Annotated in this window: 22 protein-coding genes; 13 read left to right on the forward strand and 9 right to left on the reverse strand. The window is 66.1% G+C overall.

Annotated features, from left to right (window positions below; translation table 11 throughout):
- Positions 1-2: 2 nt before the first annotated feature.
- Genes kdpA through ACSFA7_RS09420 form a run of 3 tightly spaced genes read right to left on the reverse strand, consistent with a single transcriptional unit; the run spans position 3 to position 2,030 of the window.
- The gene (gene kdpA, locus ACSFA7_RS09410; RefSeq protein WP_435499133.1) at positions 3-1,811 is read right to left on the reverse strand and encodes a potassium-transporting ATPase subunit KdpA; all 1,809 of its coding nucleotides are present in this window, start codon (positions 1,809-1,811) and stop codon (positions 3-5) included.
- A 1-nt stretch (position 1,812) separates the two neighbouring features.
- Positions 1,813-1,911, reverse strand: coding sequence for a K(+)-transporting ATPase subunit F (gene kdpF / locus ACSFA7_RS09415; RefSeq protein WP_019657711.1), 99 nt, complete (start codon positions 1,909-1,911; stop codon positions 1,813-1,815).
- The gene (locus ACSFA7_RS09420; RefSeq protein WP_435499134.1) at positions 1,908-2,030 is read right to left on the reverse strand and encodes a hypothetical protein; all 123 of its coding nucleotides are present in this window, start codon (positions 2,028-2,030) and stop codon (positions 1,908-1,910) included. Before ACSFA7_RS09420 ends, kdpF begins: the two co-directional genes overlap by 4 nt.
- 308 nt (positions 2,031-2,338) lie before the next feature.
- Here ACSFA7_RS09420 and ACSFA7_RS09425 point away from each other — a divergent pair, with 308 nt between their 5' ends.
- From ACSFA7_RS09425 to ACSFA7_RS09445, 5 genes are read left to right on the forward strand one after another with little or no spacing between them, the layout of a single operon-like run.
- Positions 2,339-3,442, forward strand: coding sequence for an efflux RND transporter periplasmic adaptor subunit (locus ACSFA7_RS09425; RefSeq protein ID WP_435499135.1), 1,104 nt, complete (start codon positions 2,339-2,341; stop codon positions 3,440-3,442).
- The gene (locus ACSFA7_RS09430; RefSeq protein WP_435499136.1) at positions 3,439-6,519 is read left to right on the forward strand and encodes a MexW/MexI family multidrug efflux RND transporter permease subunit; all 3,081 of its coding nucleotides are present in this window, start codon (positions 3,439-3,441) and stop codon (positions 6,517-6,519) included. The genes ACSFA7_RS09425 and ACSFA7_RS09430 overlap by 4 nt, the downstream gene beginning before the upstream one ends.
- Positions 6,520-6,521: 2 nt before the next feature.
- Positions 6,522-7,955 (forward strand): efflux transporter outer membrane subunit, encoded by a 1,434-nt coding sequence (locus tag ACSFA7_RS09435; RefSeq protein WP_435499137.1) that lies wholly within the window; start codon positions 6,522-6,524, stop codon positions 7,953-7,955.
- Between the two features lie 32 nt (positions 7,956-7,987).
- Positions 7,988-8,653, forward strand: coding sequence for a helix-turn-helix transcriptional regulator (locus ACSFA7_RS09440; RefSeq protein ID WP_435499138.1), 666 nt, complete (start codon positions 7,988-7,990; stop codon positions 8,651-8,653).
- Positions 8,654-8,694: 41 nt separating this feature from the next.
- Positions 8,695-9,276, forward strand: a complete 582-nt coding sequence (locus tag ACSFA7_RS09445; protein ID WP_093436500.1) for a superoxide dismutase — start codon at positions 8,695-8,697, stop codon at positions 9,274-9,276.
- A 4-nt stretch (positions 9,277-9,280) separates the two neighbouring features.
- On the opposite strand, the gene ACSFA7_RS09450 is transcribed toward ACSFA7_RS09445, so the two are convergent.
- Entirely contained in the window at positions 9,281-9,658 is a 378-nt protein-coding gene (locus ACSFA7_RS09450; RefSeq protein ID WP_435499139.1) for a VOC family protein, read from the reverse strand.
- A gap of 212 nt (positions 9,659-9,870) precedes the next feature.
- On the opposite strand from ACSFA7_RS09450, the gene ACSFA7_RS09455 reads away from it, so the two are divergent.
- Positions 9,871-10,851 carry a Bug family tripartite tricarboxylate transporter substrate binding protein gene (locus ACSFA7_RS09455; protein ID WP_435499140.1) on the forward strand — a complete coding sequence of 327 codons (981 nt, stop codon included), beginning with the start codon at positions 9,871-9,873 and terminating at the stop codon, positions 10,849-10,851.
- Between the two features lie 60 nt (positions 10,852-10,911).
- Positions 10,912-11,952: an MBL fold metallo-hydrolase gene (locus tag ACSFA7_RS09460; RefSeq protein WP_435499141.1), complete on the forward strand. Its 1,041-nt coding sequence runs from the start codon at positions 10,912-10,914 to the stop codon at positions 11,950-11,952.
- 179 nt (positions 11,953-12,131) lie between these two features.
- Here the strand turns inward: ACSFA7_RS09460 and ACSFA7_RS09465 are convergent, their stop codons facing one another.
- From ACSFA7_RS09465 to ACSFA7_RS09485, 5 genes are all read right to left on the reverse strand, one after another.
- Positions 12,132-13,322, reverse strand: coding sequence for an NHL repeat-containing protein (locus ACSFA7_RS09465; protein WP_435499142.1), 1,191 nt, complete (start codon positions 13,320-13,322; stop codon positions 12,132-12,134).
- Between the two features lie 530 nt (positions 13,323-13,852).
- Positions 13,853-14,110 carry a hypothetical protein gene (locus tag ACSFA7_RS09470; RefSeq protein ID WP_206176078.1) on the reverse strand — a complete coding sequence of 86 codons (258 nt, stop codon included), beginning with the start codon at positions 14,108-14,110 and terminating at the stop codon, positions 13,853-13,855.
- Between the two features lie 30 nt (positions 14,111-14,140).
- Complete coding sequence (locus ACSFA7_RS09475) at positions 14,141-14,911, reverse strand: SDR family NAD(P)-dependent oxidoreductase (protein WP_435499143.1); 771 nt, start codon at positions 14,909-14,911, stop codon at positions 14,141-14,143.
- A 59-nt stretch (positions 14,912-14,970) separates the two neighbouring features.
- Complete coding sequence (locus tag ACSFA7_RS09480) at positions 14,971-15,441, reverse strand: hypothetical protein (protein WP_435499144.1); 471 nt, start codon at positions 15,439-15,441, stop codon at positions 14,971-14,973.
- Positions 15,438-16,217, reverse strand: coding sequence for a Crp/Fnr family transcriptional regulator (locus tag ACSFA7_RS09485; RefSeq protein ID WP_435499145.1), 780 nt, complete (start codon positions 16,215-16,217; stop codon positions 15,438-15,440). Before ACSFA7_RS09485 ends, ACSFA7_RS09480 begins: the two co-directional genes overlap by 4 nt.
- A gap of 84 nt (positions 16,218-16,301) precedes the next feature.
- Here ACSFA7_RS09485 and ACSFA7_RS09490 point away from each other — a divergent pair, with 84 nt between their 5' ends.
- The 6 genes from ACSFA7_RS09490 (at position 16,302) to ACSFA7_RS09515 (ending at position 23,344) form a co-directional block, all read left to right on the forward strand.
- Complete coding sequence (locus tag ACSFA7_RS09490; protein WP_435499146.1) at positions 16,302-18,257, forward strand: AMP-binding protein; 1,956 nt, start codon at positions 16,302-16,304, stop codon at positions 18,255-18,257.
- A complete protein-coding gene (locus ACSFA7_RS09495; protein ID WP_257864045.1) occupies positions 18,254-19,039 on the forward strand; it encodes an ABC transporter ATP-binding protein in 786 nt (261 codons plus the stop codon). The genes ACSFA7_RS09490 and ACSFA7_RS09495 overlap by 4 nt, the downstream gene beginning before the upstream one ends.
- A gap of 2 nt (positions 19,040-19,041) precedes the next feature.
- Positions 19,042-19,971 carry a branched-chain amino acid ABC transporter permease gene (locus ACSFA7_RS09500; protein ID WP_307687156.1) on the forward strand — a complete coding sequence of 310 codons (930 nt, stop codon included), beginning with the start codon at positions 19,042-19,044 and terminating at the stop codon, positions 19,969-19,971.
- Positions 19,972-19,974: 3 nt separating this feature from the next.
- Positions 19,975-21,039, forward strand: a complete 1,065-nt coding sequence (locus ACSFA7_RS09505) for a branched-chain amino acid ABC transporter permease (protein ID WP_013544061.1) — start codon at positions 19,975-19,977, stop codon at positions 21,037-21,039.
- A gap of 73 nt (positions 21,040-21,112) precedes the next feature.
- On the forward strand, positions 21,113-22,444 hold the full coding sequence (locus ACSFA7_RS09510) for an ABC transporter substrate-binding protein (protein ID WP_435499147.1): 1,332 nt from the start codon (positions 21,113-21,115) through the stop codon (positions 22,442-22,444).
- An 87-nt stretch (positions 22,445-22,531) separates the two neighbouring features.
- Complete coding sequence (locus ACSFA7_RS09515) at positions 22,532-23,344, forward strand: ABC transporter ATP-binding protein (RefSeq protein ID WP_042577514.1); 813 nt, start codon at positions 22,532-22,534, stop codon at positions 23,342-23,344.
- The last annotated feature ends 23 nt before the right edge of the window (positions 23,345-23,367 follow it).

Raw genomic sequence — 23,367 nt, forward strand, 5'->3', positions numbered from 1 at the left:
CCTTATTTCCAGAGCACCAGGTGTTCGACGATCGGCCCGAGAGCCAATGCCGGCACGTAGTTGAGCAAGCCGACCAACAGCACGGTGCCGATCAGCAAAGAGACGAACAGCGGGCCGTGCGTGGGCAGCGTGCCGCTGGTGACGGGCAGGCGCTTCTTGGCGGCCAGCGAGCCGGCAATGGCCAGCACCGGCACGATCATCGCGAAGCGGCCGAGCCACATGGCCAGCCCGAGCAGGCCGTTGTAGAAGGGCGTGTTGGCCGAAAGGCCGGCGAAGGCGCTGCCGTTGTTGTTGGCAGCCGAGGTCAGCGCGTAGAGGATTTCCGAGAAGCCGTGCGCGCCCGGGTTCGCGATGCCGGCCTTGCCGGCGCCCGCGATCACCGCCACCGCGGTACCGGCCAGCACCAGGATGGGCGTGACCAGGATGGCGATGGAGATGAGCTTCATCTCGCGCACTTCGATCTTCTTGCCCAGGTACTCGGGCGTGCGGCCGATCATGAGGCCCGCGATGAACACCGCGAGCATCGCGAAGATCAACATGCCGTAGAGGCCGCTGCCGACGCCGCCGAACACCACTTCGCCGAGCTGCATGAGCACCATGGGCACCATGCCGCCGAGCGGGGTGAGCGAGTCGTGCATCGCGTTCACTGCGCCGCACGAGGCGGCCGTGGTCACGGCGGCGAAGAGGGCCGAGGCGTCGATGCCGAAGCGCACTTCCTTGCCTTCCATGTTGCCGCCGCTCTGCAATGCGCTGGACATCTGGTCGACGCCGAGCGCGCCGAACAGCGGGTTGCCTGCCTGCTCGGCCGGCGTGACCACCATCACCGCGACGACGAACATGATCGTCATCGCCGCGAGCACGGCCCAGCCCTGGCGCATGTCGCCGACCACATGGCCGAAGGTGAAGCACAGTGCCGCCGGGATCAGGAAGATCGCTATCATCTGCAGCAGGTTGCTGAGCGCTGTCGGGTTCTCGTACGGATGCGCCGAGTTGGCGTTGAAGAAGCCGCCACCGTTGGTGCCGAGCATCTTGATCGCTTCCTGCGACGCGACCGGACCCATGGCGAGGGTCTGCTTCTTCGTGGTGGCGTCTTCCATCACCGGGGCGCCCTTCTCGTCCTTGAGCGCCTGGCCGTCCGCGCCAGCCTTGGGCTGCTGGAAGGCGGTGGTCTCGACGGTGTCGACGGCCTTGTAGGCGTCGAAGTTCTGGATCACGCCCTGGCTTACGAAGAACACCGCGAGCACGAACGACAGCGGCACCAGCACCCACAGCGTGACGCGGGTGATGTCGGCCCAGAAGTTGCCGACCATGCCCTTGCTCCCCGCGCCGTCGCCCCGACGCGCGAAGCCGCGCACCAGTGCGAAGGCCACCGCGATGCCGGTGGCGGCCGAGAAGAAGTTCTGCACCGTGAGGCCGAGCATCTGCGTGAGATAGCTCATGGTCGATTCACCGGCGTAGCCCTGCCAGTTGGTGTTGGCGACGAAGCTCACGGCGGTGTTGAAGGCCGAGTCGGCCGACACTCCGCCCATGCCGGCCGGGTTGAGCGGCAGCACGCCCTGCAGGCGCTGCAGCGCGTAGACGACGATGGCGCCCACAAGGTTGAAGGCCAGGAGCGCCAGCGCATAGGTGCGCCAGTTCATCGAACGCTCGGGGGCGGTGCCCGCGAGCTTGTAGAGCGGCGCCTCGACGCGCTGCATCCAGCGCGGTACGCGCTCGTTGCAGAGCGCGGCGAGGAATTTGCCGACGGGCCAGGCCAGCATGGCGAGTGCGGCGAGGAAGAGGGCCAGCAGGCCCCAGGCGGACGCGGTCATTTCAGAATTCCTCGGCGCAGATCAGCGCGAAGACGAGATAGGCGAAGAGGACGACGGCGATGAGCGCGCCGAATCCGTAAAGGACTTCGAGGCTGATCACGATGCTTCTCCGTTGCCGGTTTTCGGCGGGTTCGGCCCCTCGAGCCTGTTCAGCCCGACGACCATGGCCGCCACCACGACCCATAGCGCCAGCAAGGCGCTCATCCAGACGATGTCCATTCAATTGCTCCTGGAGCGAAACACAAGGCTTCAGTCTCGGCAGACGTCCGTAAAAACGGGGAACAGAGTCGGCGGGGGCGCATAAAGAAAGCGTAAAAACGCGCGCCCTGCGCGCCGCTTCCACGTCTTTTCTCCAAGCCCCGGCTGTCACAAAGCCGCGTACCCGCCCGTCTTCAGGGCAGGCGCCGGACCGCGAAACCCGCGGATAGCCCGGCCCTATCGGGGTCATTGCGCCGTCTTGCTCGACAGCGCCTTCGACGGCATTCAATAATCAAAGAATTAACTTTGATAAATAACGGATCGAGATCATGAACACACGATCAAGGGCCTGGCTGGTCGCCGGCTTCGCGTTACTGGTGGTGGGGGCGGCCGGCTACGGGCTCGTCAAACTGAGACCGGCACATGCAGCGGGCGGCGGCATGCCGCCGGCCAAGGTGGCGGTGGCCGCGGCGCGGCCGACGGAGATGGCGCGCTTCCTGAGCGGCATCGGCACGCTGGAGGCCAACCGGCAGGTCGAGGTGCCGGCCGAGGTGGAGGGGCGCGTTGCGAAGATCCTCTTCACGCCGGGCACCGAAGTGCGCGCCGGGCAACTGCTCGTTCAACTCAACGACGCGCCCGAGCAAGGCGACCTCGAACGCCTGACCGCCCAGCGCGCCAACGCCAAGGCCCTGCTCGAGCGCACGCGCCGCCTGCTGCCGCAACAGGCCGCCACGCAGGAGCAGATGGAACAGGCCCAAGCCGGCTTCGACCAGGCCAGCGGCGAGCTGCGGCGCGTGCAGGCGCTGGTCGAGCAGAAGCGCATCAAGGCGCCGTTCGACGGCGTGCTGGGCATCCGCAAGGTCAACCTCGGCCAGTTCGTGCGGGCCGGCGACACGCTGGTGTCGCTCACCGATGGCCGCACGCTGTTCGCGAACCTCACGTTGCCCGAGACCGCGCTGCCGGCGCTCAAGCGCAACCAGGCGGTGTCGCTTGCGGTCGATGCGTACCCAGGCCGTGTGTTCCAGGGGAGATTGAGCGCCATCGAGCCGCAGATCGGCAGCGACACCCGCACCGTGCGGCTGCAGGCCACCGTGGACAACACCGACGGCGCGCTCACGCCCGGCATGTATGTCAACGGCAAGGTCGCGCTGCCTTCGCGCACCGACGCGATCACCGTGCCGGAAACCGCCATCACCTACAGCACACACGGCGACTCGGTCTTCGTCGTACGCCCCGCCGAAAAAGGCGATGGCTTCACGGCACACCAGGTGTTCGTGAAGGCGGGCGACCGGCAGGACGGCCTCGTCGTCATCGAACAGGGCCTGAAGGCCGGCGAGAAGGTCGTCACCTCGGGCCAGCTGCGCCTGTACACCGGCGCCGCCGTCGCGCCGGCCGGGAAGGACACGCTCGCCCTCACGGAGCGCAAGTCATGAAGTTCACCGACCTCTTCGTGCGCCGGCCCGTGCTGGCGCTGGTGGTGAGCACGCTGATCCTGCTGCTCGGCGCCCGCGCCCTGGGTGACCTGCCGGTGCGGCAATACCCGCTCACCGAGAGCACCACGCTCACCATCACCACGCAGTACCCCGGCGCCTCGCCGGAGCTGATGCAGGGTTTCGTCACGCAGCCGATCGCGCAGGCGGTGGCGACCATCGAGAACGTCGACTACCTCTCGTCGTCTTCCACGCTCGGTCGCAGCGTGATCAGCGTGCGCATGAAGCTCAACGCCGACGCCAACCAGGCGCTCACGCAGGCGATGGCGCAGGTGAGCCAGGTCAAGTACCGGCTGCCGGCCGAGGCCTTCGATCCGGTCATCCTCAAGTCATCAGGCGAAGCGACCGCGGTGGCGTATGTCGGCTTCTCGAGCAAGACGATGCCGGTGCCCGCGCTCACCGACTACCTCTCGCGCGTGGTGCAGCCGCAGTTCGCATCGATCCCCGGCGTCTCGGGCGTCGAGGTGTCGGGCGGGCAGACGCTCGCGATGCGCGTGTGGCTGGACGCCAACCGCATGGCCGCGCGCGGCATCTCGGCCGGCGAGCTGGCCGACGCCTTGCGGCAGAACAACGTGCAGGCCGCGCCCGGGCAGGTGAAGGGCCTCTTCGTCGTCTCGAACATCCGCGTGAACACCGACCTGGTGAACGTGGCCGAGTTCCGCGACATGGTCATCAAGCGCGAGGGCGACGCCCTCGTGCGGCTGGGCGACGTGGCCACGGTGGAACTCGGTGCGGCCAGCGCCGACAGCAGCGCGACGATGGACGGCGACAAGGCCATCTACCTCGGCCTGCAGGCGGCGCCCAACGGCAACCCGCTGGTGATCGTCAAGCGTATCCGCGATCTCCTGCCCGGCATCAAGCAGAACATGCCGCCGGGCGTGGAGGTGCAGTTGCCCTTCGAGCTCGCGCGCTTCATCGAGGCCTCGATCGACGAGGTGCAGAAGACGCTGCTCGAAGCCATCGCCATCGTGGTGCTGGTGATCTTCCTGTGCCTCGGTTCGCTGCGCGCGGTGCTGATTCCGGTGGTGACCATTCCCTTGTCGATGCTGGGCGCGGCGGCACTGATGCTGCTGTTCGGCTTCAGCATCAACCTGCTCACGCTGCTCGCGATGGTGCTGGCCATCGGCCTCGTGGTGGACGACGCGATCGTGGTGGTGGAGAACGTGCACCGCCACATCGAGGAAGGCAAGTCGCGCGTGCAGGCCGCATTGATCGGCGCCCGCGAAGTGGCCGGCCCGGTGATCGCGATGACGCTCACGCTGGCCGCGGTGTATGCGCCCATCGGCCTCATGGGCGGCCTCACCGGCTCGCTCTTCAAGGAGTTCGCCTTCACGCTCGCGGGTGCGGTGGTGGTGTCGGGCGTGATCGCGCTCACGCTGTCGCCGGTGATGAGCTCGTTCCTCTTGCCGCAGGACGCCACCGGCAGCCGCATGGCGCGCTATGCGGAGTCGTTCTTCCACAAGCTCGCTTCGGCCTATGGCCGGCTGCTCGACGTGTCGCTGCACCACCGCTGGGTGACTGGCCTCTTCGCAGCCGCGGTGCTGGTGAGCCTGCCCTTTCTCTACAACGCTTCGCAGCGCGAGCTCGCGCCCGGTGAAGACCAGGCCATGGTGCTGACCGTCATCAAGTCGCCGCAGCACGCCAACATCGACTACGTCGAGAAGTTCGGCCAGAAGTGGGACGACGTGTTCGCCGCGCTCCCCGAGAACACCGGCCGATGGCTCATCAACGGCTCGGACGGTGTGTCGAACAGCATCGGCGGCGTGCAGCTGTCCGACTGGGCCGACCGCAAGCGCAACGCCGACCAGATCCAGGGCGAGGTGCAGGCGAGCATGGGCGAAGTGGAAGGCAGCAATATCTTCGCGTTCCAGCTGCCCTCGCTGCCCGGCTCCACCGGCGGGCTGCCGGTGCAGATGGTGATCCGCAGCGCGGGCGACCACCGCGCGGTGTTCGAGGCGATGGAAACGCTCAAGACCGCGGCGCGCGAGAGCGGCAAGTTCGCCGTGGTCGACAGCGACCTGGAGTTCAACAACCCGGTGACCGAGGTGCGCGTGGACCGCGCCAAGGCCAACAGCATGGGCGTGACGATGAAGGCCATCGGCGACACGCTCGCGGTGCTGGTGGGCGAGAACTACGTCAACCGCTTCGGCATGGACGGTCGCTCCTACGACGTGATCCCGCAGTCGCCGCGCGACCAGCGGCTCACGGCCGAAGCGCTGTCGCGCTACTTCGTGAAGAGCGCGAGCGGCCAGCCCGTGCCGCTCGCAAACCTGGTGACGCTCTCGACCAGCGTCGGGCCCAACAAGCTCACGCAGTTCAACCAGCTGAACGCCGCGACCTTCCAGGCGATTCCGATGCCGGGCGTGACCATGGGCGACGCGGTGGCGTTCCTGAGCGAAGAGGCCAGGAAGCTGCCCGCCGGCTTCAGCTACGACTGGCAGTCGGATGCGCGCCAGTTCACGCAGGAGGGCTCGGCGCTGGTGGTGGCCTTCGTGTTCGCGATCATCGTGATCTACCTGGTGCTGGCCGCGCAGTACGAGAGCCTGCGCGATCCACTGATCATCTTGATCAGCGTGCCGATGTCGATCTGCGGCGCCCTGGTGCCGCTGGCGCTGGGCTTCGCGACCATCAACATCTACACGCAGATCGGTCTGGTGACGCTCATCGGGCTCATCAGCAAGCACGGCATCTTGATGGTGGAGTTCGCCAACGAGATCCAGGCGCGCGACAACCTGGCGCGGCGTCCCGCCATCGAACAGGCTGCGCGCATCCGGCTGCGCCCGATCCTGATGACGACCGCCGCGATGGTGGTCGGCCTGGTGCCGCTGCTGTTCGCAAGCGGCGCGGGGGCCAACAGCCGGTTCAGCATCGGCCTGGTGATCGTGGTCGGCATGCTGGTGGGCACGCTCTTCACGCTGTTCGTGCTGCCCACGATGTACACGCTGCTGGCGCGCGACCACCGCACGGTGGGGCGCTCGCAGCGCACCGCCGAACTCGACGCACTGGTCGAAGGAGCATGACCATGACAACAAGACTCTTCAACACCGCACCCTTTGTGCTCAGCGCGCTGGTGCTGGCGGGCTGCGCGGTCGGACCGACCTACACCGCGCCGTCGGATGCACCCGTCGCCATCTCGGCACCCGAGCGCTCGCTGTTCGCCAACGATGCGGTGCAGCGCGACTGGTGGCGCCAGCTGGACGATCCGCAGCTCGATGCACTCATCGAACGCGCGCTCGCCGGCAACCACGACATCCGCATCGCACAGGCACGGCTGCTGGAAGCCCGCGCCTCGCAGACCGAGGCCGAGCTGGACCGCCTGCCCGTCGTCACGATGGGCGCGAGCAAGACGCGCAGCATCGCGCAGGGCAACAGCGGCGCGCAGCCCGATGTGCGTTCACTGGCGCAAAGCAGCCGTGCAGGCTTCGATGCCTCCTGGGAGATCGACCTGTTCGGCCGCCTCAAGCGGCTCGACGAGGCCGCCACCGCTCGCACCGAAGCCAGCGCGGCCGACCTCGAACAGGTGCGCATCGTGGCCGTGGCCGAGCTGGCCCGCAACTACTACGAGATGCGCGGCGCCGAGCAGCGCCTGGCGGTGACGCGCCGCACGCTCGACAGCCTGCGCAGCAGCCTGCGCGTGACCGAGGCGCAGGTTCAGACCGGCCGCGGGCTCGAAGGCGACCTCGCGAGTGCGCAGGCCAACGTCGCGACCACCGAGAGCCAGTTGCCCGCATTCGAGACCACACGCCGCCAGGCCGCGTACCGCGTGGCGGTGCTGGCAGGCCTGCGCCCCGCCGAGCTCGAACCGATGCTGCAACCGCGGCAGCTGCGCGTGCTCGACAAGCGCCTGCCCATCGGCGACCTGGGCGACCTGCTGCGGCGCCGGCCCGACGTGCTGCGCGCCGAGCGGGGCCTTGCGGCCAGCACGGCCGATGTGGGTGCGACGACGGCCGAGCTGTATCCGCGCTTCGACATTGGCGGGTTCCTCGGCTTCATTGCACTGCGCGGATCGGACCTCGGCAGTTCGTCCAGTCGGGCCTTCAGCGTGACGCCGGGCGTGAGCTGGCCTGCCCTGCGGCTGGGCTCGGTCAAGGCCCGCGTGCGCGGCGCCGAGGCGCGTGCCGAAGGCGACCGCGCTCTCTACGAGCAGGCCGTGCTGCGCGCCATCGAGGACGTGGAGGGCGCCCTCACCGGCTACGGCCAGAACCAGCAGCGCTTGCAATCGCTGGTGCAGGCCGCGGCTCGCAGTGGCCGCGCCGCCGAACTAGCCGAAGTCCGCTACCGCGAAGGCGCCGCGCCCTACCTGAGCGTGCTCGATGCGCAACGTACATTGCTGCGTGCGCAGGACGCCGTGGCCGAGGCCGAGACCGCCTCGTACACCAGCCTCGTCGCGCTCTACAAGGCGCTCGGCGGCGGGTGGCAAGCACCCTCGGATGCGAAGGGAGGGCCAGCCGCCTGACAATCGCCCTACCAAGAACCCACGAAACGTCCATGTCCGCCCCCATCGACGCCAAGCCCGCCTGGATGCCGCACCAGCCGGCAGACCGCATCCTCTCCACGCTCAAGACCCGCGGTGCGCTCGGTATTCCCGACATCGCCAAGGTGCTGAACGTCACGGTGGAAGCGGTGCGCCAGCAGATGGCCAAGCTGGAGACCGAGGGCCTGGTCGATGCGGAAAGCCGCCCGAGCGGCCGCGGCCGGCCGACGCAGATCTGGCGGCTCACCGGCGAAGGTCACAAGCGCTTTCCCGACACGCACGCCGAAATGACGGTGCAGATGATCAGCGCCGTAATCAGCGTGTTCGGCCAGAAGGGCATGGACCAGCTGATCGATGCGCGCGAGAACACCATGCGCGCCAACTACACCGAGGCCATGCGCGGCGCGCGCAGCCTCAAGACGCGGCTCGAGCGGTTGGCGGAAATCCGCAGCCGCGAGGGCTACATGGCCGAGTTCCGGCCCGAGGGCGACGGCTTTCTCTTCATCGAGAACCACTGCCCCATCTGCACCGCGGCGCAGGCCTGCACGGGTTTCTGCCGCAGCGAGCTGCAACTCTTTGACGAAGTGCTGGGGCCCGAAGTGACCGTCAGCCGCGTCGAGCATGTGCTCGCGGGTGCGCGGCGCTGCGCCTACCAGGTCAGCCCGAAGCCGCGAACCTGAACACCGGACAACGATTTACCCACAACCCCAAAGGAACCACGATGGAACACAAGCTCCCACCCCTGCCCTATGCGCTCGACGCACTGGCACCCGAGTACTCGCAGGAAACCCTCGAGTACCACTACGGCAAGCATCACAACGCCTACGTGGTGAACCTCAACAACCTGCAAAAGGGCACCGAGTTCGAAGCCCTCACGCTGGAAGAGATCATCAAGAAGGCCAGCGGCGGCATCTACAACAACGCCGCCCAGATCTGGAACCACACCTTCTTCTGGAACTGCATGAAGCCCCAGGGCGGCGGTGCACCGACAGGCGCGCTGGCCAAGGCCATCGATGCCAAGTGGGGAAGCTACGACGCCTTCAAGGAAGCCTTCGTGAAGTCGGCTGTCGGCAACTTCGGTTCGGGCTGGACGTGGCTGGTGAAGAAGGCCGACGGTTCGGTGGACATCGTGAACACCGGCGCTGCCGGCACGCCGCTGACGACTGCGGACACCGCACTGCTGACTGTCGACGTCTGGGAACACGCCTACTACATCGACTACCGCAACCTGCGTCCGAAGTTCGTCGAGACCTTCCTGGCCAAGCTGGTGAACTGGGACTTCGTCGCCAAGAACTTCGGCTGATCGATCAGCCGTTGATCAGGTTCAGGATGTTCCCATCGGGGTCCTTGAACCACGCGACCTTCATGTCGCCCATGACATGGAGGTCGCCTTCGAGTTTCGTATCGGGCATGTCGTAGTGCTCGAAGCGCACGCCCTTGGCCTTGAGCGCAGCGACGAGGCGCTCGATGTCCGCGCCGACCTGCCAGGTCACGGCCGTCGCCTGGTTCGTGCCGGCGAACGACGAGCGGTACACATTGATGCGCGTGTTGCCGCTGCGGTAGACCACGACTTCGTCGCCCTCCGCGTCGACTTGGGCGAGGCCCAGCGTTCCTTCGTAGAAGCGGCGGGCCACCGCGAGGTCTTTCACCGCGAGGTTGGCCGTCGCATCGATGTTTCCGAGCATGGGTGTCTCCTTTGTGTGGATCGATATTTCATGTTCGGCGCCCAAACGCCCCTGTCAAGTCGCCGCCGTCTGATACGGGACCCATCGCGAACCACGAAAACAGCGCCGCGGCGCTTGCGGCACACTGCACCCTTGGTGCAGTGAGGCCAAAAGACCTCCATCGCCACTGCTGCAACCCCCGCTCCGATTCGTCCAGACAAAGAGACAAACCCATGATCCGCAAACTCACCCGCTCGCTGGCACTTGCGCTGGCACTTCCCCTGGCTTTTGCGGCAGTTGCCGTGCACGCGCAAAGCTACCCCGCCAAGCCCATCCGCATGATCGTGCCCTTCCCGCCCGGCGGCGGCACCGACATCCTGGCGCGCCTGGTCGCGCAGAAGCTCACCGAGGCCAACCACTGGACCGTGGTTCCCGACAACCGCGGCGGCGCCGGCGGCACCATCGGCATCGCCGAGGCCGCGCGTGCCGCGCCCACGGGCTACGACATCGTGATGGGCCAGAAGGACAACATGGTCGTCGCGCCCTGGCTCTACAAGAACCTGAGCTACAACCCGGTGAAGGACCTCACGGCCGTGGCCCACGTGGCCTACACGCCGGTGGTGATCGTCACGCAGGCCAATTCGAAGTTCAAGACGCTCGACGACGTGGTGAAGGCCGCGCGCGCCGCGCCCGACACCGTCACCTACGGCTCGCCCGGCAACGGCACCACCATCCACCTGGCCGGCGAGATCTTCAACAGCGCCGCCAAGATCAAGATGCGCCACGTGCCCTACAAGGGCTCCAACGCAGCCATGATGGACGTGCTCGCGGGCAACGTCGACCTGATGGTGTCGTCGGTGCCCTCGGCCATGGCACAGATCAAGGCCGGCAAGCTGCGCCCGCTGGCCGTCACCTCCGCCAAGCGCAGCACCTCGCTGCCCGAGACGCCCACCGTCGCCGAGCTCGGCTACAAGGGCTTCGACGTGAGCACCTGGTATGGCGTCTTCGTGCCGGCCGGTACGCCGAAGGACATCGTCGCCACGCTCAACACCGAGATCAACAAGCTCCTGGCCACGCCCGAAATGAAGGCCGCCATCGTCGCCCAGGGTGCAGAGCCCGAGAGCATGACGCCCGACCAGTTCGGCACGCTGCTGAAGACCGACTACGAGAAGTGGAAGGGCATCGTGCAGGCCTCGGGCGCGACCATCGAATAAGCCTTCGCGTCGCAGAATGGTGTCTCCACAACGGGCCGCTACGACGGCATGGAGACACCGATGGCATTTCTTCGCGAGAACTCACGCACCCTGCTGCTGAAGACAACCGCCCTGGCAGCGGTTGCCGCGTTCATCCAGGGCTGCGCGCAAACGCCGGCGCAGCAACAACCTCCTTCGGAAGCCACCGTGGCCGCGCACGTCGCCGCAGCCACGCGCACGGCCGGCACCGACCTCACGCCGTTCCTGTCGCTGTGCAAGCCCGCGCCCGCCGCGCAGCCGCCGCAGGCCGAGCTGGACAAGGGCCTGAAGGCGCTCATCGACAAGCCCGCACCGCCGCCGGGCAAGGCCTTCGACAATCTCTACTTCGTAGGCGCAGACTGGGTCAGCGCCTGGGCCATCAAGACCTCGGACGGCATCATCCTCATCGATGCGCTCAACAACCAGATGGAGGCGGCCGCGCTCATCGAAGGCGGCATGCGCAGGCTCGGGCTCGATCCGGCGCAGATCAAGTACGTGGTCGTCACGCACGGCCACGGCGACCACTACGGCGGCGCGCCCTACCTCGCCCAGAAGTACCGCGCCCGCGTGGTGATGAGCGAGGCCGACTGGACGATGACCGAGACGAAGCTCGAATTCGCGACACCGGTCTGGGGCGCACCGCCCAAGCGCGGCGCGGGCGACGTGTCGGTGAAGGACGGCGACCGCCTCACGCTCGGCGACACCACCGTCACGCTGTACATCACGCCGGGCCACACCATGGGTACGATCTCGCCCGTGTTCGATGTGAGCTCGAACGGCCAGAAGCACCGCGCGATGCTCTGGGGTGGCACCGCCTTCAACTTCGGCAAGAACCTGCCGCGGCTGGAGAGCTACATCGGCGCCACGCGGCGCATGGACACCGTGGTGAAGGCGCAGAACGTCGATGTGCTGCTGTCGAACCACTCGGCCATGGACAGCTCGCAGACCCGGCTGGCGGCGCTGCGGCAGCAGCCAGCGAACGGAGCCAATCCCTTCGTGATCGGCACGCCCGCGGTGTCGCGTGCGTTGAACGTGATGGGTGAATGCGCGCAGGCGCAGCGGGATCGGTTCGCGCTGCAGTGATGTCTTGCTCCCTCTCCCGTGGGAGAGGGTTGGGGTGAGGGCCCGCGGCGCAGCGAAGTCCGATGTCTCTTGAGGGGCCCATACCGCTGTTTCCACTTCTTCGAAGCTGACATTGGTGAGCCTGCGTGCTGGACGTACTGCGAGGAAGCATTCCTGCGCTGCGCGCCGGCAAGTGCACCTCAGGGAGCACGGATTGGTGTGACCTTGCGAATCAGGTTGCCGAAGGTATCGGCCACGTACAGGTTGCCGCCAGCATCCACCGTCACCCCATAAGGCCGCTTGAATGTGGCGGCCGCGCCAATGCCGTTCTGCGCGCCCAGCACACCGGGCTGGCCGGCGAGTGTGGAGACCACGCCCGCCGGTGTGATCTTGCGCAGCAGGCTGTTGTCCGTGTCGGCCACGTAGACATTGCCGTCGCTGTCCACTGTCAGGCCCCCTGGCATATTGAAAGATGCCGAGCTGCCGGGCCCATCGGTCGCGCCGATCTGACCTGAACCAGCCAACGTCGTGACCACGCCGCCAGGCGTGATCTTGCGGATCCGGTTGTTGCCGCTGTCGGCAACGTAGACGTTGCCGACAGCGTCAGTCGCTATGCCATACGCCTGCCCGAAAGATGCCGCAGTCCCCGTGCCGTCGGCGAAGCCTGCAGTGCCCGAGCCGGCCAGCGTGGTGACGTCGCCGGCAGGCGTGATCTTGCGGACAACGGCGCCGATGAATTCGAGCACGTAGATGTTGCCTTCGGCGTCCGTGGCAACCGACGAAGGGGTATTGAACGTGGCAGAGGTGCCGTGGCCATCGAGCGAGCCGATGGCGCCACTGCCCGCGAGCGTGGTCACGTCGGCTGCGGGCGTGATCTTGCGGATGCGGTTGCCGCCGAATTCCGCAGCATAGGCATTGCCCGTGGAGTCCAGCGCAAGACCGGACAGGCCCGAGAACGAGGCTGCCGTGCCGTTGCCGTCTTGCGAAGTACCGCTGCTGCCACCGCCCGCAAATGTCGTGACATCGCCAGCGGGCGAGATCTTTCGCACAAGGTTCGTTGCCGTATCCGACACGAGCAGGTTGCCGCTCTTGTCGACGACCACGCTGTACGGGAGGTAGAACGACGCCGCGCTGCCGTTGCCATTGACCGAGCCGATCGTGCCTGACCCAGCGAACGTGGACACCTGAGCCACCGCCGCCGAACAGGCGACCGTCACATCGACGACGTCGGCCGAGGCGTTGCCGCTGCCCTTGGTCACAGTGCAGAACTGCCACAAGGGCTGGGTGCGCACGCTGACCGCATAGGCCGAACCTTCGGTGAGCACGGTGACAAAAGTGAACTTGCCGTCGGCCGCGAGTTTCAGGTCGTCGCCTGCATTGTTCTGAAGCACCAAGCTGCCAGTGAGGCCGCTGACTGAACCTCCGACGGTGTAGGAAGGTGCTGGTTGCTGCTCCGATGCAGGTACATCGACTGTAGTTGGGGGCTGTGCCGACACAGGAAACGAGGCTGATAACCCGCCGCCTTCGCCCCCGCCACATGCCGAAAGTACCAGGGCCACCATTGCTGCACCGCTCCATGCGGCACAACGCCCGAACTGTCCAAATTGAATCATTACCAAGTCCGTAACTTTAGTTACACGAACTGTAGGCGTGGCCCTGCCGGAGGTGAATACCTGAGAACAGGTAGATTCTTGGCACTGACTGGTTGTGGCCGTACTCCGACTTCCCAAGATTCGCTCATGGACGGCCAGCGTACGGTGCTTGCCGCCAATCCAAATAGCTCAGGCCGCAGTACTCACCCTTATCAAGATGGACGCAAAAATAGGCGCCACCCGCAAGAGCCGTGTGCATGCCAGGGCCGCAACCCTCACCCTAGCCCTCTCCCCAAGGGGAGAGGGGACAAGTCAGCGACAGGTGCGCTTCAGTCCGGTACGAACTTCGTGTTGAAGATATCCACGTCCGAGGCATCCTCGAACGTCGCCACCTGTCCCATCTTCCCATCGCTCATCCTGCACGCCGAGAACAGGCTGTAGCGCCCCTTGAAGTAGAACTCGTCCATCACGATCAGCGCGTATGGGTACGGCACGAAGACCTGGTGTTCGAAGATGACGCGATGCACGTTCCTCGGCGACGGAAAGAGCTTGTAGTCGTTGGTGTCGATCGACTTTGCGGTGGCCATGGTCGTGCGCGCTTTCGGTGTTGAGGGCGTTCAGGCCGGGTCGCGCACGTCGGCCACGGGGTTCGCGCCGAAGTCCTCGCGCGCCAGGTACTTGAGCACCTTGGCGGCCGCGGTGGCGGGGCTGTCGAGCCGGCCTTCTTCCTTCATGCTCACGAAGCGCGTGCGGTCCGGGAAATTCTCCGCCGATGCGCCGCGCAGCTGCACCTGCATGTCGGTATCGATGATGCCGGGCGCGAGCGAGACGATGCGCGCGCCGTTCGGCGCGGCCGCTTCCTCGAGCGCCACGGCCTGAGAGAAACGGTCCATGCCGGCCTTGGCGGCGCAGTAAGGTGCCTGGCTGCCCATCGCGTTGCGGCCGAGGCCCGACGAGATGTTCAGCACCTTGCGCGCGCCGCGCCATTCGCGCGTGGCGTTGAGGAACGCGGCGGTCAGCAGCATCGGCGCTTCGAGGCCGATGCGCAGTGCCAGCGACAGCTCGCCAGTCACGGCGCCGGCCAGCGGCGCCGGGTTGCCGACGGTGCCTGCGTTGTTGATGAGGGTCACGCTGTCGAAGCGCTGCGCGTCGAGGGTCTTGAGCCATGCCGACACGCGGGCCGATGCGGCGACGGGGTCGGACAGGTCCTGCTCCCATTGCATGAGTTCGGCGCCGGCCGCCTTGGCGACATCAGCCAGTTGCGCATCCTGCTTGCGCGAAATGCCGAGCACCACGTGGCCTGCTTGCAGCAGCTGTTCGGCCATGGCACGGCCCAGGCCGCGCGAGGCGCCGGTGATCAAGGTGAGGTGGGAAGCGGAAGCGGTCATCGGGAAAGTCTTTCTTGAACGAAGGCGGGGAGGTTAGCGTTATCGAGAGCCCCTCGGGCTCAACCGGTACGGAATTGCTTGCGGAGGAACGCGCGGTGCCGCGCGATGTGCTGCAGCTGCGCGGGCGCGATGGTGCCGCCGAGGTCGACTTCGTCCGCCCCGTTGAGCACCGCATTGGCATTCGTCATCGCACGCGCGACGACTTCTTCCTCGCTCACACCGAGCTGCGCCGCGAGGTCGAGCGCCACGCGCCGCATGGCGCGCTGCGAAAGCATCCACATCGCGCCAAAGCGATCCCATGCGAGGGCGGCTTCTTCGGCCTTCTCGCGGTCCGCAAGGATTTCGCTGAGCGGCTTGGCAAGGATCTCGTCGAGCGCATCGATCTTCTCGGTCAACGCTTCGTTGCGCGCGATGGCTTCCTCGAGCGTCGTGCCGGTGTCTTCCGCTTTTGCTTTCGGCACATCGGCCGGTGGAATGAAGGCTGCTTCCGCGTTCGCGGGCACCACCTGAATCTGGTCTTTGAGGGTCATGAGGTTTCCGTTTCCGCCGAGGCGTTCTTCTTGTTCGACATCGCGCTCACACGCAGGCCCGGCAGGTCGAGCACGCGCAGGCCACCGTACTCCACGCGGATCAGCCCCTGCGCCGAGAGCCCGTTGAGCGCCTCGTTCACGCGCTGGCGCGAGAGGCCCACGAGGTAGGCCAGCTCCTGCTGCGTGATGCGCAAGACCTCGCCCACGCCCGGGTACAGCACCGGATTGAACAGCGACACCAGGTTGCGTGCCACGCGCGCATCGGGGTTGTTGAGCCGGTCGATCTCCAGCGCCGCGATGAACTGGCCGAGCCGTTCGTTCAGCTGGTTCATCACGAAGCGGTTGAAGCCGATGGAGTGATCGAGCAGCCAGTGGAAGCTCTCGATCGGCAGCCCCGCCACCACGCTGCGGCGCAGCGCCTGGATGTTGTAGCGGTAGGGCTCGCGCTTCATCACCGTGCCTTCGCCGAACCAGCCACCGGGCGGAACGCCGGTGTAGGTGACCGAACCGCCATCGGCGTTGTCGTTGCTCATCTTGAGGAGCCCCTCGACCACGCCGAACCAGTAGGTGGGCGAGCGGCCGACGCGGCAGACCAGGTCGCCGGGCTCGGCCTCACCCACCACCAGCGCGGCCTCGGCGCGGCGACGCTCGGCGGGCGTGAGCGTGGGCAACCAGGGGATACCGCCGAGCTCCGCTGCATTGGCGGGACGCACGCGGTCCTTGATCGAATTGCCAGGCGTGCCAAGAGGACTCTGGTTGAGATTGCCGTGAGGCATCGGGAAACTCCGGGGAGTAGTGTCCCTAGGATTGTCGTCGGAACGACAAGCGGGCGTCAAAGTGAGGCCTACGATCCGCCCACTGTGCAAACAAACGACCCCACCTTCCCCCGGCTGCTGCTCGCGCACGCCCAGGCCCAACCCGAGTCGCCCGCGGTGCGCGAGAAAGACCTCGGCATCTGGCAGACCTGGACCTGGAACACAGTGGCAGAGGAGGTGCGCGAGATGGCCTGCGGCCTCGCGAGCCTCGGCTTCAAGGCCTTCGACAACCTGGCCATCGTGGGCGCCAACCGGCCGCACCTGTACATGGCGGTGGTCGCGGCGCAGAGCCTGCGCGGCGTGCCGGTGCCGCTCTACCAGGACGCGGTGGCCAGCGAGATGGTCTTCATGCTGCAGGACGCGGCCATCGATTTCGTGATCGTCGAAGACCAGGAGCAGGTCGACAAGCTGCTCGAGTGCCGCGAGCTGCAGAAGGATCAGCAGCACGGCATCCGCCACATCATCTACGACGACCCCAAGGGCCTGCGCCACTACGACCAGCCCGGACTCATGAGCTACGAGCAGCTGCGTGCGCTGGGCCGCGAGTTCGACAAGGCCAACGTCGGCTACTACGACCGCGCGGTGGCGGGCGGCGAAGCGACCGACGTCGGCGTGATCCTCTACACCTCGGGCACCACCGGCCGCCCCAAGGGCGTGTGCCAGACGCATGCGAGCTTCATCGCGGCAGGCCGCGGCGGCGTGCAGACCGACAGGCTCGGCCCCGGCGACAACATCATGAGCTACCTGCCGATGGCCTGGGTGGGCGACCACCTGTTCTCGGTGGCACAGTGGCTGGTGGGCGGCTTCACGCTCAACTGCCCCGAGTCGGCCGAGACGGTGATGAACGACATGCGCGAGATCGGCCCGAGCTACTACTTCGGCCCGCCGCGCACTTTCGAAGGGCTGCTCACGGCCGTGTCGATCCGCATGGAAGACGCGGCACGTCCGAAGCGCTGGCTCTATGCGAAATTCATGGCGCTCGCGCAGCGCGTGGGCGCCGACATCCTCAACGGCGCGCCGGTGAGCACGGGCGACCGGTTCATGTACGGCCTGGGCAACCTCTTGATCTACGGGCCGCTGCGCAACGTGCTGGGCATGAGCCGCATCCGCGTGGCCTACACGGCCGGCGCGGCCATCGGGCCCGACCTGTTCCGCTTCTACCGCTCCATCGGCGTGAACCTGAAGCAGTTCTACGGCCAGACCGAGACCTGCGCCTACGTGTGCCTGCAGCAGGACGGCAAGGTCAAGCTGCAGACCGTGGGCACCGCCGCACCGGGGATCGAACTGAAGATCGCCGAAGACGGCGAGGTGCTGGTGCGCGGCGTCTCGGTGCTCAAGGAGTACTACAAGCGCCCCGACGCCACCGCCGAAGTGCTCGATGCCAACGGCTATTTCCACACCGGCGATGCGGGCGTGCTCGACAGCGAAGGGCACCTGCGCATCATCGACCGCGCGAAGGACGTGGGCCGGCTCGTGAGCGGCGCGATCTTTGCGCCCAACTACATCGAGAACAAGCTCAAGTTCTTCCCGCAGATCAAGGAAGCCGTGTGCTTCGGCAACGCGCGCGACGAGGTTTGCGCGGCCATCAACATCGACTTCGAGGCCGTGGGCAACTGGGCCGAGCGCCGTGGCCTGGCCTATGGCGGCTACGTCGACCTGGCCGGCAAGCCCGAAGTGCTGGCGCTCATTGCCGAATGCATCGGCAAGGTCAATGCCGACCTCGCGAGCGAAGACGGCATGGGCGAGACCCAGATCGCGCGCTTCCTCGTGCTGCACAAGGAGCTGGACCCCGACGACGACGAGCTGACCCGCACCCGCAAGGTGCGCCGCGGCTTCATCGCCGAGAAATACGCGGTGCTGGTCGATGCGCTCTACGGCGGCAAGACCGAGCAGTACATCGAGACCCAGGTCAAGTTCGAGGACGGACGCACAGGCATGGTGAGTGCCACGCTGAAGGTCGTCGAGGCCAAGACCTTCCCCATCGTGAAGGCAGCGGCATGAGCTCCCGTAAAACAGGCGAGGTCATCCTCGACGTGCAGAACATCTCGCTGAGCTTCGGCGGCGTGAAGGCGCTGACGGACATCAGCTTCAACGTGCGCGAGCATGAAGTGCGCGCCATCATCGGCCCCAACGGCGCGGGCAAGAGCTCGATGCTGAACTGCATCAACGGCGTCTACTGGCCGCAGCAAGGCTCCATCACCTTCCGAGGCCAGACCTTCAAGCACATGAACTCGCGCCAGGTGGCCGAGATGGGCGTGGCGCGCACCTTCCAGAACCTGGCGCTGTTCAAGGGCATGAGCGTGCTCGACAACATCATGACGGGGCGCAACCTCAAGATGAAGAGCGGCCTGCTCGCGCAGGCCTTCCGCTGGGGACCGGCCGAACGCGAAGAGCTGCGGCACCGCGAGTTCGTCGAGCACATCATCGATTTCCTGGAAATCCAGGCGCACCGCAAGACACCGGTGGGCCGCCTGCCCTACGGCCTGCAGAAGCGCGTGGACCTCGGCCGCGCACTCGCGATGGAGCCGCAGGTGCTGCTGCTCGACGAGCCGATGGCCGGCATGAACGTCGAAGAAAAGCAGGACATGAGCCGCTTCATCCTCGATGTGAACGACGAGTTTGGCGCGACCATCGTTTTGATCGAGCACGACATGGGCGTGGTGATGGACATCTCCGACCGCGTGGTGGTGCTGGACTACGGCAAGAAGATAGGCGACGGCACGCCGGATGAAGTTCGGAACAACGAAGACGTGATCCGGGCGTACCTCGGCGTGGAGCATTGACCATGGGATTTTTCCTCGAAACCCTCTTCGGCGGCCTCATGGTCGGCATGCTCTATTCGCTGATCGCCATCGGCTTCGTGCTGATCTACAAGGCCTCGGGCGTCTTCAACTTCGCGCAGGGCGCGATGGTGCTGTTCGCGGCGCTGGCGATGGCGCGCTTCTCCGAATGGTTCCCGCTGTGGTTCGGCTTCCAGAGCCTCATCCTCGCGAACATCCTGGCCTTCATCGCCGCGATGGCGGTGATGGTCGTGGTGGCCTGGCTCATCGAGCGGCTCGCGCTCAGCAAGCTGGTGAACCAGGAGGGCATCACGCTCCTGATGGCCACGCTGGGCATCGCCTACTTCCTCGACGGCGTGGGCCAGACGATCTTCGGCAACGACATCTACAAGATCGACGTGGGAATGCCCAAGGAACCGCTGATGGTGCTCGAAGGCACTTTCCAGGGCGGCCTGCTGCTGAGCCAGGAAGACTTGGTGGCCGCAGCGGTGTCGGCAGCGCTCGTGGTGGTACTGGCCATCTTCTTCCAGAAGACCGCCACCGGCCGCGCGCTGCGCGCGGTGGCTGACGACCACCAGGCCGCGCAGTCCATCGGTATTCCGCTCAAGCGCATCTGGGTGATCGTGTGGTCGGTCGCCGGCTTCTCAGCGCTGGTCGCCGGGATCATCTGGGGCTCCAAGCTGGGTGTGCAGTTCTCGCTCTCACTGGTGGCGCTGAAGGCGCTGCCGGTGGTGATCCTCGGTGGGCTCACTTCGATTCCGGGCGCAATCATCGGTGGCCTGTTGATCGGCGTGGGCGAGAAGCTGTCTGAAATTTATCTCGGCCCCATGCTCGGTGGCGGCATCGAGATCTGGTTCGCGTATGTGCTCGCACTGGTCTTCCTGCTGGTTCGTCCGCAGGGCCTGTTCGGCGAAAAAATCATCGATCGGGTCTGAGCAATGTTCTACAGAGAAAACGGCCAGTTCAAGTCAAGCTACAGGGCCGACCAACAGATCCTTCCGATCGCGCAGGACCGCATCGCGATGCTGGTGCTGCTGCTCGTCGCATTCATCGTCGTGCCGCTGGGCGTGTCCGACTACTGGATGCGCGCCATCCTCACGCCCTTCCTGATTCTGTCGCTCGCAGCCTTGGGTCTCAACATCCTGGTCGGCTACTGCGGCCAGATCTCTTTGGGCACAGGCGCCTTCATGGCGGTGGGCGCGTACGCGGCCTACAACTTCCAGGTGCGCATCGACGGCATGCCGCTCATCGCCTCGCTGCTGCTGGGCGGCCTGTGCGCGACGGTGATCGGCGTGCTCTTCGGCATTCCGAGCCTGCGCATCAAGGGCCTGTACCTCGCGGTGGCCACGCTCGCAGCGCAGTTCTTCACCGACTGGGCGTTCCTGCGCATCCAGTGGTTCACCAACAACTCGTCCTCGGGTTCGGTGAGCGTGGCGGGGCTCAACGTGTTCGGCGTGCCGATCGAGTCGCCGGTGCAGAAGTACCTGTTCTGCCTCATCTTCGTGGTGGTGTTCGCGCTGCTCGCGAAGAACCTGGTGCGCAGCGCCATCGGCCGCGAGTGGATGGCGATGCGCGACATGGACGTGGCCGCCGCGGTGATCGGCATCCGCCCGGTGTACGCCAAGCTCACGGCCTTTGCGGTGAGCAGCTTCATCGTTGGTGTGGCCGGCGCGCTGTGGGGCTTCATTCACCTGGGCGCGTGGGAGCCGGCGGCGTTCAGCATCGACCGCTCGTTTCAGTTGCTCTTCATGGTGATCATCGGCGGGCTCGGCTCGATCATGGGCAGCTTCTTCGGCGCCGCCTTCATCGTGCTGCTGCCGCTCTTCCTGAACCAGTTGCCCGCGTGGCTGGGGTTCTCGATTTCCACCGCGCTGGCCTCGCACCTGGAGACCATGATCTTCGGCGCGCTGATCGTGTTCTTTTTGATCGTCGAGCCGCACGGCCTCGCGCGGCTGTGGTCTACCGCCAAAGAGAAGTTGCGGCTCTGGCCCTTCCCGCACTGACAACGCTTTTCGAGAGTTCCGTTCGTTCGTTCGTAAAAACCCGGCACCGAGGTGCCCACAAAAGGAGACAGGCATGAAACTGAAATCGCTCGCTCTGACCGCCGCCCTGGTGGCCAGCACCCTCGGCGCCATGCTCGCGCCATCGATCGCCACCGCGCAAGCCAAGGAGCAGTTCTTCCCGCTCCTGGTGTACCGCACCGGCCCCTACGCGCCCAACGGCACGCCATGGGCCAACGGCAAGCAGGACTACATCAAGTACGTCAATGCCACCGGCGGCATCAACGGCGTGAAGATCGCCTACGAAGAGTGCGAGACCGGCTACGCCACCGACAAGGGCGTGGAGTGCTACGAGCGCCTGAAGGGCCGCCCGGGCGTTGCGCTGTTCGATCCGCAAGCCACCGGCATCACCTTCGCGCTGACCGACAAGGTGCCCACCGACAAGATCCCGCTCATCACGCTGGGCTACGGCCTCTCGGCCTCGCAGGACGGCGGCGTGTTCAAGTGGAACTTCCCGCTGATGGGCAGCTACTGGACCGCAGCGGACATCCTGATCCAGCACATCGGCAAAAAAGAAGGCGGCATGGACAAGCTCAAGGGCAAGAAGATCGCCCTCGTGTACCACGACTCGCCGTTCGGCAAGGAGCCGATTCCGCTGCTGCAGGAGCGCGCCAAGCAGAACGGCTTCGAGCTCTCGCTGATCCCGGTGACCGCACCCGGCGTGGAACAGAAATCGGCCTGGCTGCAGGTGCGGCAATCGCGCCCCGACTTCGTGCTGCTGTGGGGCTGGGGCGTGATGAACTCCACCGCCCTGAAGGAAGCCGTGGCCACGGGCTACCCGCGCGAGAAGATGTACGGCGTGTGGTGGGCCGGCGCCGAACCCGACGTGAAGGATGTGGGCGCCAACGCCAAGGGCTACAACGCACTCGCGCTCAACACTTCGGGCACGCAGCCCAAGGTGATCCAGGACATCCTGAAGCAGGTGCACGACAAGGGCCAGGGCACGGGTCCGAAGGAAGAAGTGGGCTCGGTGCTCTACACGCGCGGCGTGATCATCCAGATGCTGACCATCGAGGCCGTCAAGCGCGCGCAGGAGCGCTTCGGCAAGGGCAAGGTCATGACCGGCGAGCAGGTGCGCTGGGGCATGGAGAACCTCGCGCTCGACCAGAAGAAGCTCGATGCGCTGGGCTTCTCGGGCGTGATGCGTCCGGTGAGCACCTCGTGCCAGGACCACATGGGCTCGACCTGGGCGCGCGTGCACACCTGGGACGGCGCCAAGTGGGGCGGCATGTCCGACTGGTACGAGGCTGACGAACAGATCATCAAGCCGATGGTGAAGTCTGCCGCCGACAAGTACGCCGGTGAAAAGAAGCTGACGCGCCGCGAGGCCGCCGACTGCCAGTCTTGATGCACTGATGCGCCGTGGCGGCTCGCAGGAGCCGCCATTCGCAAGGACAGCCTTTGCGCTGTTCTTGCGAATGCTTCGGACCACACCATGAGCGAACCCAACATCCTTCTCAACGTCAACGGCATCGAGGTCATCTACAACCACGTGATCCTCGTGCTCAAGGGCGTGTCGCTCACCGTGCCCGAAGGCGGCATCGTGGCGCTGCTCGGCGGCAACGGCGCGGGCAAGACGACCACGCTGCGCGCGGTGAGCAACCTGCTCGCAGGCGAGCGCGGCGCGGTGACCAAGGGCACCATCGAGCTGCGCGGCGACCGCATCGAGGCCCTGTCGCCGGCCGAGCTGGTCAAGCGCGGCCTCATCCAGGTGATGGAAGGTCGCCACTGCTTCGCCCACCTCACGATCGAAGAGAACCTGATGACCGGCGCCTACACGCGCACCGATGGCAAGGCCGCGGTGCAGCAGACGCTGGACAAGGTGTACGCATATTTCCCGCGCCTGAAGACACGGCGCACCTCGCAGGCGGCCTACACCTCGGGCGGCGAGCAGCAGATGTGCGCCATCGGCCGCGCGCTGATGGCCAACCCGACGATGGTGCTGCTCGATGAACCCTCGATGGGCCTCGCGCCGCAGATCGTCGAGGAGGTGTTCGAGATCGTGAAAGACCTCAACACCAAGGAACACGTGACCTTCCTCCTGGCCGAGCAGAACACCAACATGGCGCTGCGCTACGCCGACTACGGCTACATCCTGGAGAACGGCCGCATCGTGATGGACGGCGAGGCCAAGAGCCTGCGCGAGAACGAGGACGTGAAGGAGTTCTACCTTGGCGTGGGCGGCGCGGACCGCAAGAGCTTCAGGGATGTGAAGAGCTACAAGCGGCGCAAGAGGTGGCTCGCTTGACGGGTCGAACCAACACCCACGAA

Source organism: Variovorax trehalosi, from assembly GCF_051216415.1.
Taxonomy (GTDB): domain Bacteria; phylum Pseudomonadota; class Gammaproteobacteria; order Burkholderiales; family Burkholderiaceae_C; genus Variovorax.

What these genes read in the sequence shown, in the direction of transcription:
- kdpA (WP_435499133.1), bottom strand. Translation starts at nt 1,811, where the DNA reads ATGACCGCGTCCGCCTGGGGCCTGCTGGCCCTCTTCCTCGCCGCACTC.
- ACSFA7_RS09420 (WP_435499134.1), bottom strand. Translation starts at nt 2,030, where the DNA reads ATGGACATCGTCTGGATGAGCGCCTTGCTGGCGCTATGGGTCGTGGTG.
- ACSFA7_RS09425 (WP_435499135.1), top strand. Translation starts at nt 2,339, where the DNA reads ATGAACACACGATCAAGGGCCTGGCTGGTCGCCGGCTTCGCGTTACTG.
- ACSFA7_RS09430 (WP_435499136.1), top strand. Translation starts at nt 3,439, where the DNA reads ATGAAGTTCACCGACCTCTTCGTGCGCCGGCCCGTGCTGGCGCTGGTG.
- ACSFA7_RS09435 (WP_435499137.1), top strand. Translation starts at nt 6,522, where the DNA reads ATGACAACAAGACTCTTCAACACCGCACCCTTTGTGCTCAGCGCGCTG.
- ACSFA7_RS09440 (WP_435499138.1), top strand. Translation starts at nt 7,988, where the DNA reads ATGTCCGCCCCCATCGACGCCAAGCCCGCCTGGATGCCGCACCAGCCG.
- ACSFA7_RS09445 (WP_093436500.1), top strand. Translation starts at nt 8,695, where the DNA reads ATGGAACACAAGCTCCCACCCCTGCCCTATGCGCTCGACGCACTGGCA.
- ACSFA7_RS09450 (WP_435499139.1), bottom strand. Translation starts at nt 9,658, where the DNA reads ATGCTCGGAAACATCGATGCGACGGCCAACCTCGCGGTGAAAGACCTC.
- ACSFA7_RS09455 (WP_435499140.1), top strand. Translation starts at nt 9,871, where the DNA reads ATGATCCGCAAACTCACCCGCTCGCTGGCACTTGCGCTGGCACTTCCC.
- ACSFA7_RS09460 (WP_435499141.1), top strand. Translation starts at nt 10,912, where the DNA reads ATGGCATTTCTTCGCGAGAACTCACGCACCCTGCTGCTGAAGACAACC.
- ACSFA7_RS09470 (WP_206176078.1), bottom strand. Translation starts at nt 14,110, where the DNA reads ATGGCCACCGCAAAGTCGATCGACACCAACGACTACAAGCTCTTTCCG.
- ACSFA7_RS09475 (WP_435499143.1), bottom strand. Translation starts at nt 14,911, where the DNA reads ATGACCGCTTCCGCTTCCCACCTCACCTTGATCACCGGCGCCTCGCGC.
- ACSFA7_RS09480 (WP_435499144.1), bottom strand. Translation starts at nt 15,441, where the DNA reads ATGACCCTCAAAGACCAGATTCAGGTGGTGCCCGCGAACGCGGAAGCA.
- ACSFA7_RS09485 (WP_435499145.1), bottom strand. Translation starts at nt 16,217, where the DNA reads ATGCCTCACGGCAATCTCAACCAGAGTCCTCTTGGCACGCCTGGCAAT.
- ACSFA7_RS09495 (WP_257864045.1), top strand. Translation starts at nt 18,254, where the DNA reads ATGAGCTCCCGTAAAACAGGCGAGGTCATCCTCGACGTGCAGAACATC.
- ACSFA7_RS09500 (WP_307687156.1), top strand. Translation starts at nt 19,042, where the DNA reads ATGGGATTTTTCCTCGAAACCCTCTTCGGCGGCCTCATGGTCGGCATG.
- ACSFA7_RS09505 (WP_013544061.1), top strand. Translation starts at nt 19,975, where the DNA reads ATGTTCTACAGAGAAAACGGCCAGTTCAAGTCAAGCTACAGGGCCGAC.
- ACSFA7_RS09510 (WP_435499147.1), top strand. Translation starts at nt 21,113, where the DNA reads ATGAAACTGAAATCGCTCGCTCTGACCGCCGCCCTGGTGGCCAGCACC.
- ACSFA7_RS09515 (WP_042577514.1), top strand. Translation starts at nt 22,532, where the DNA reads ATGAGCGAACCCAACATCCTTCTCAACGTCAACGGCATCGAGGTCATC.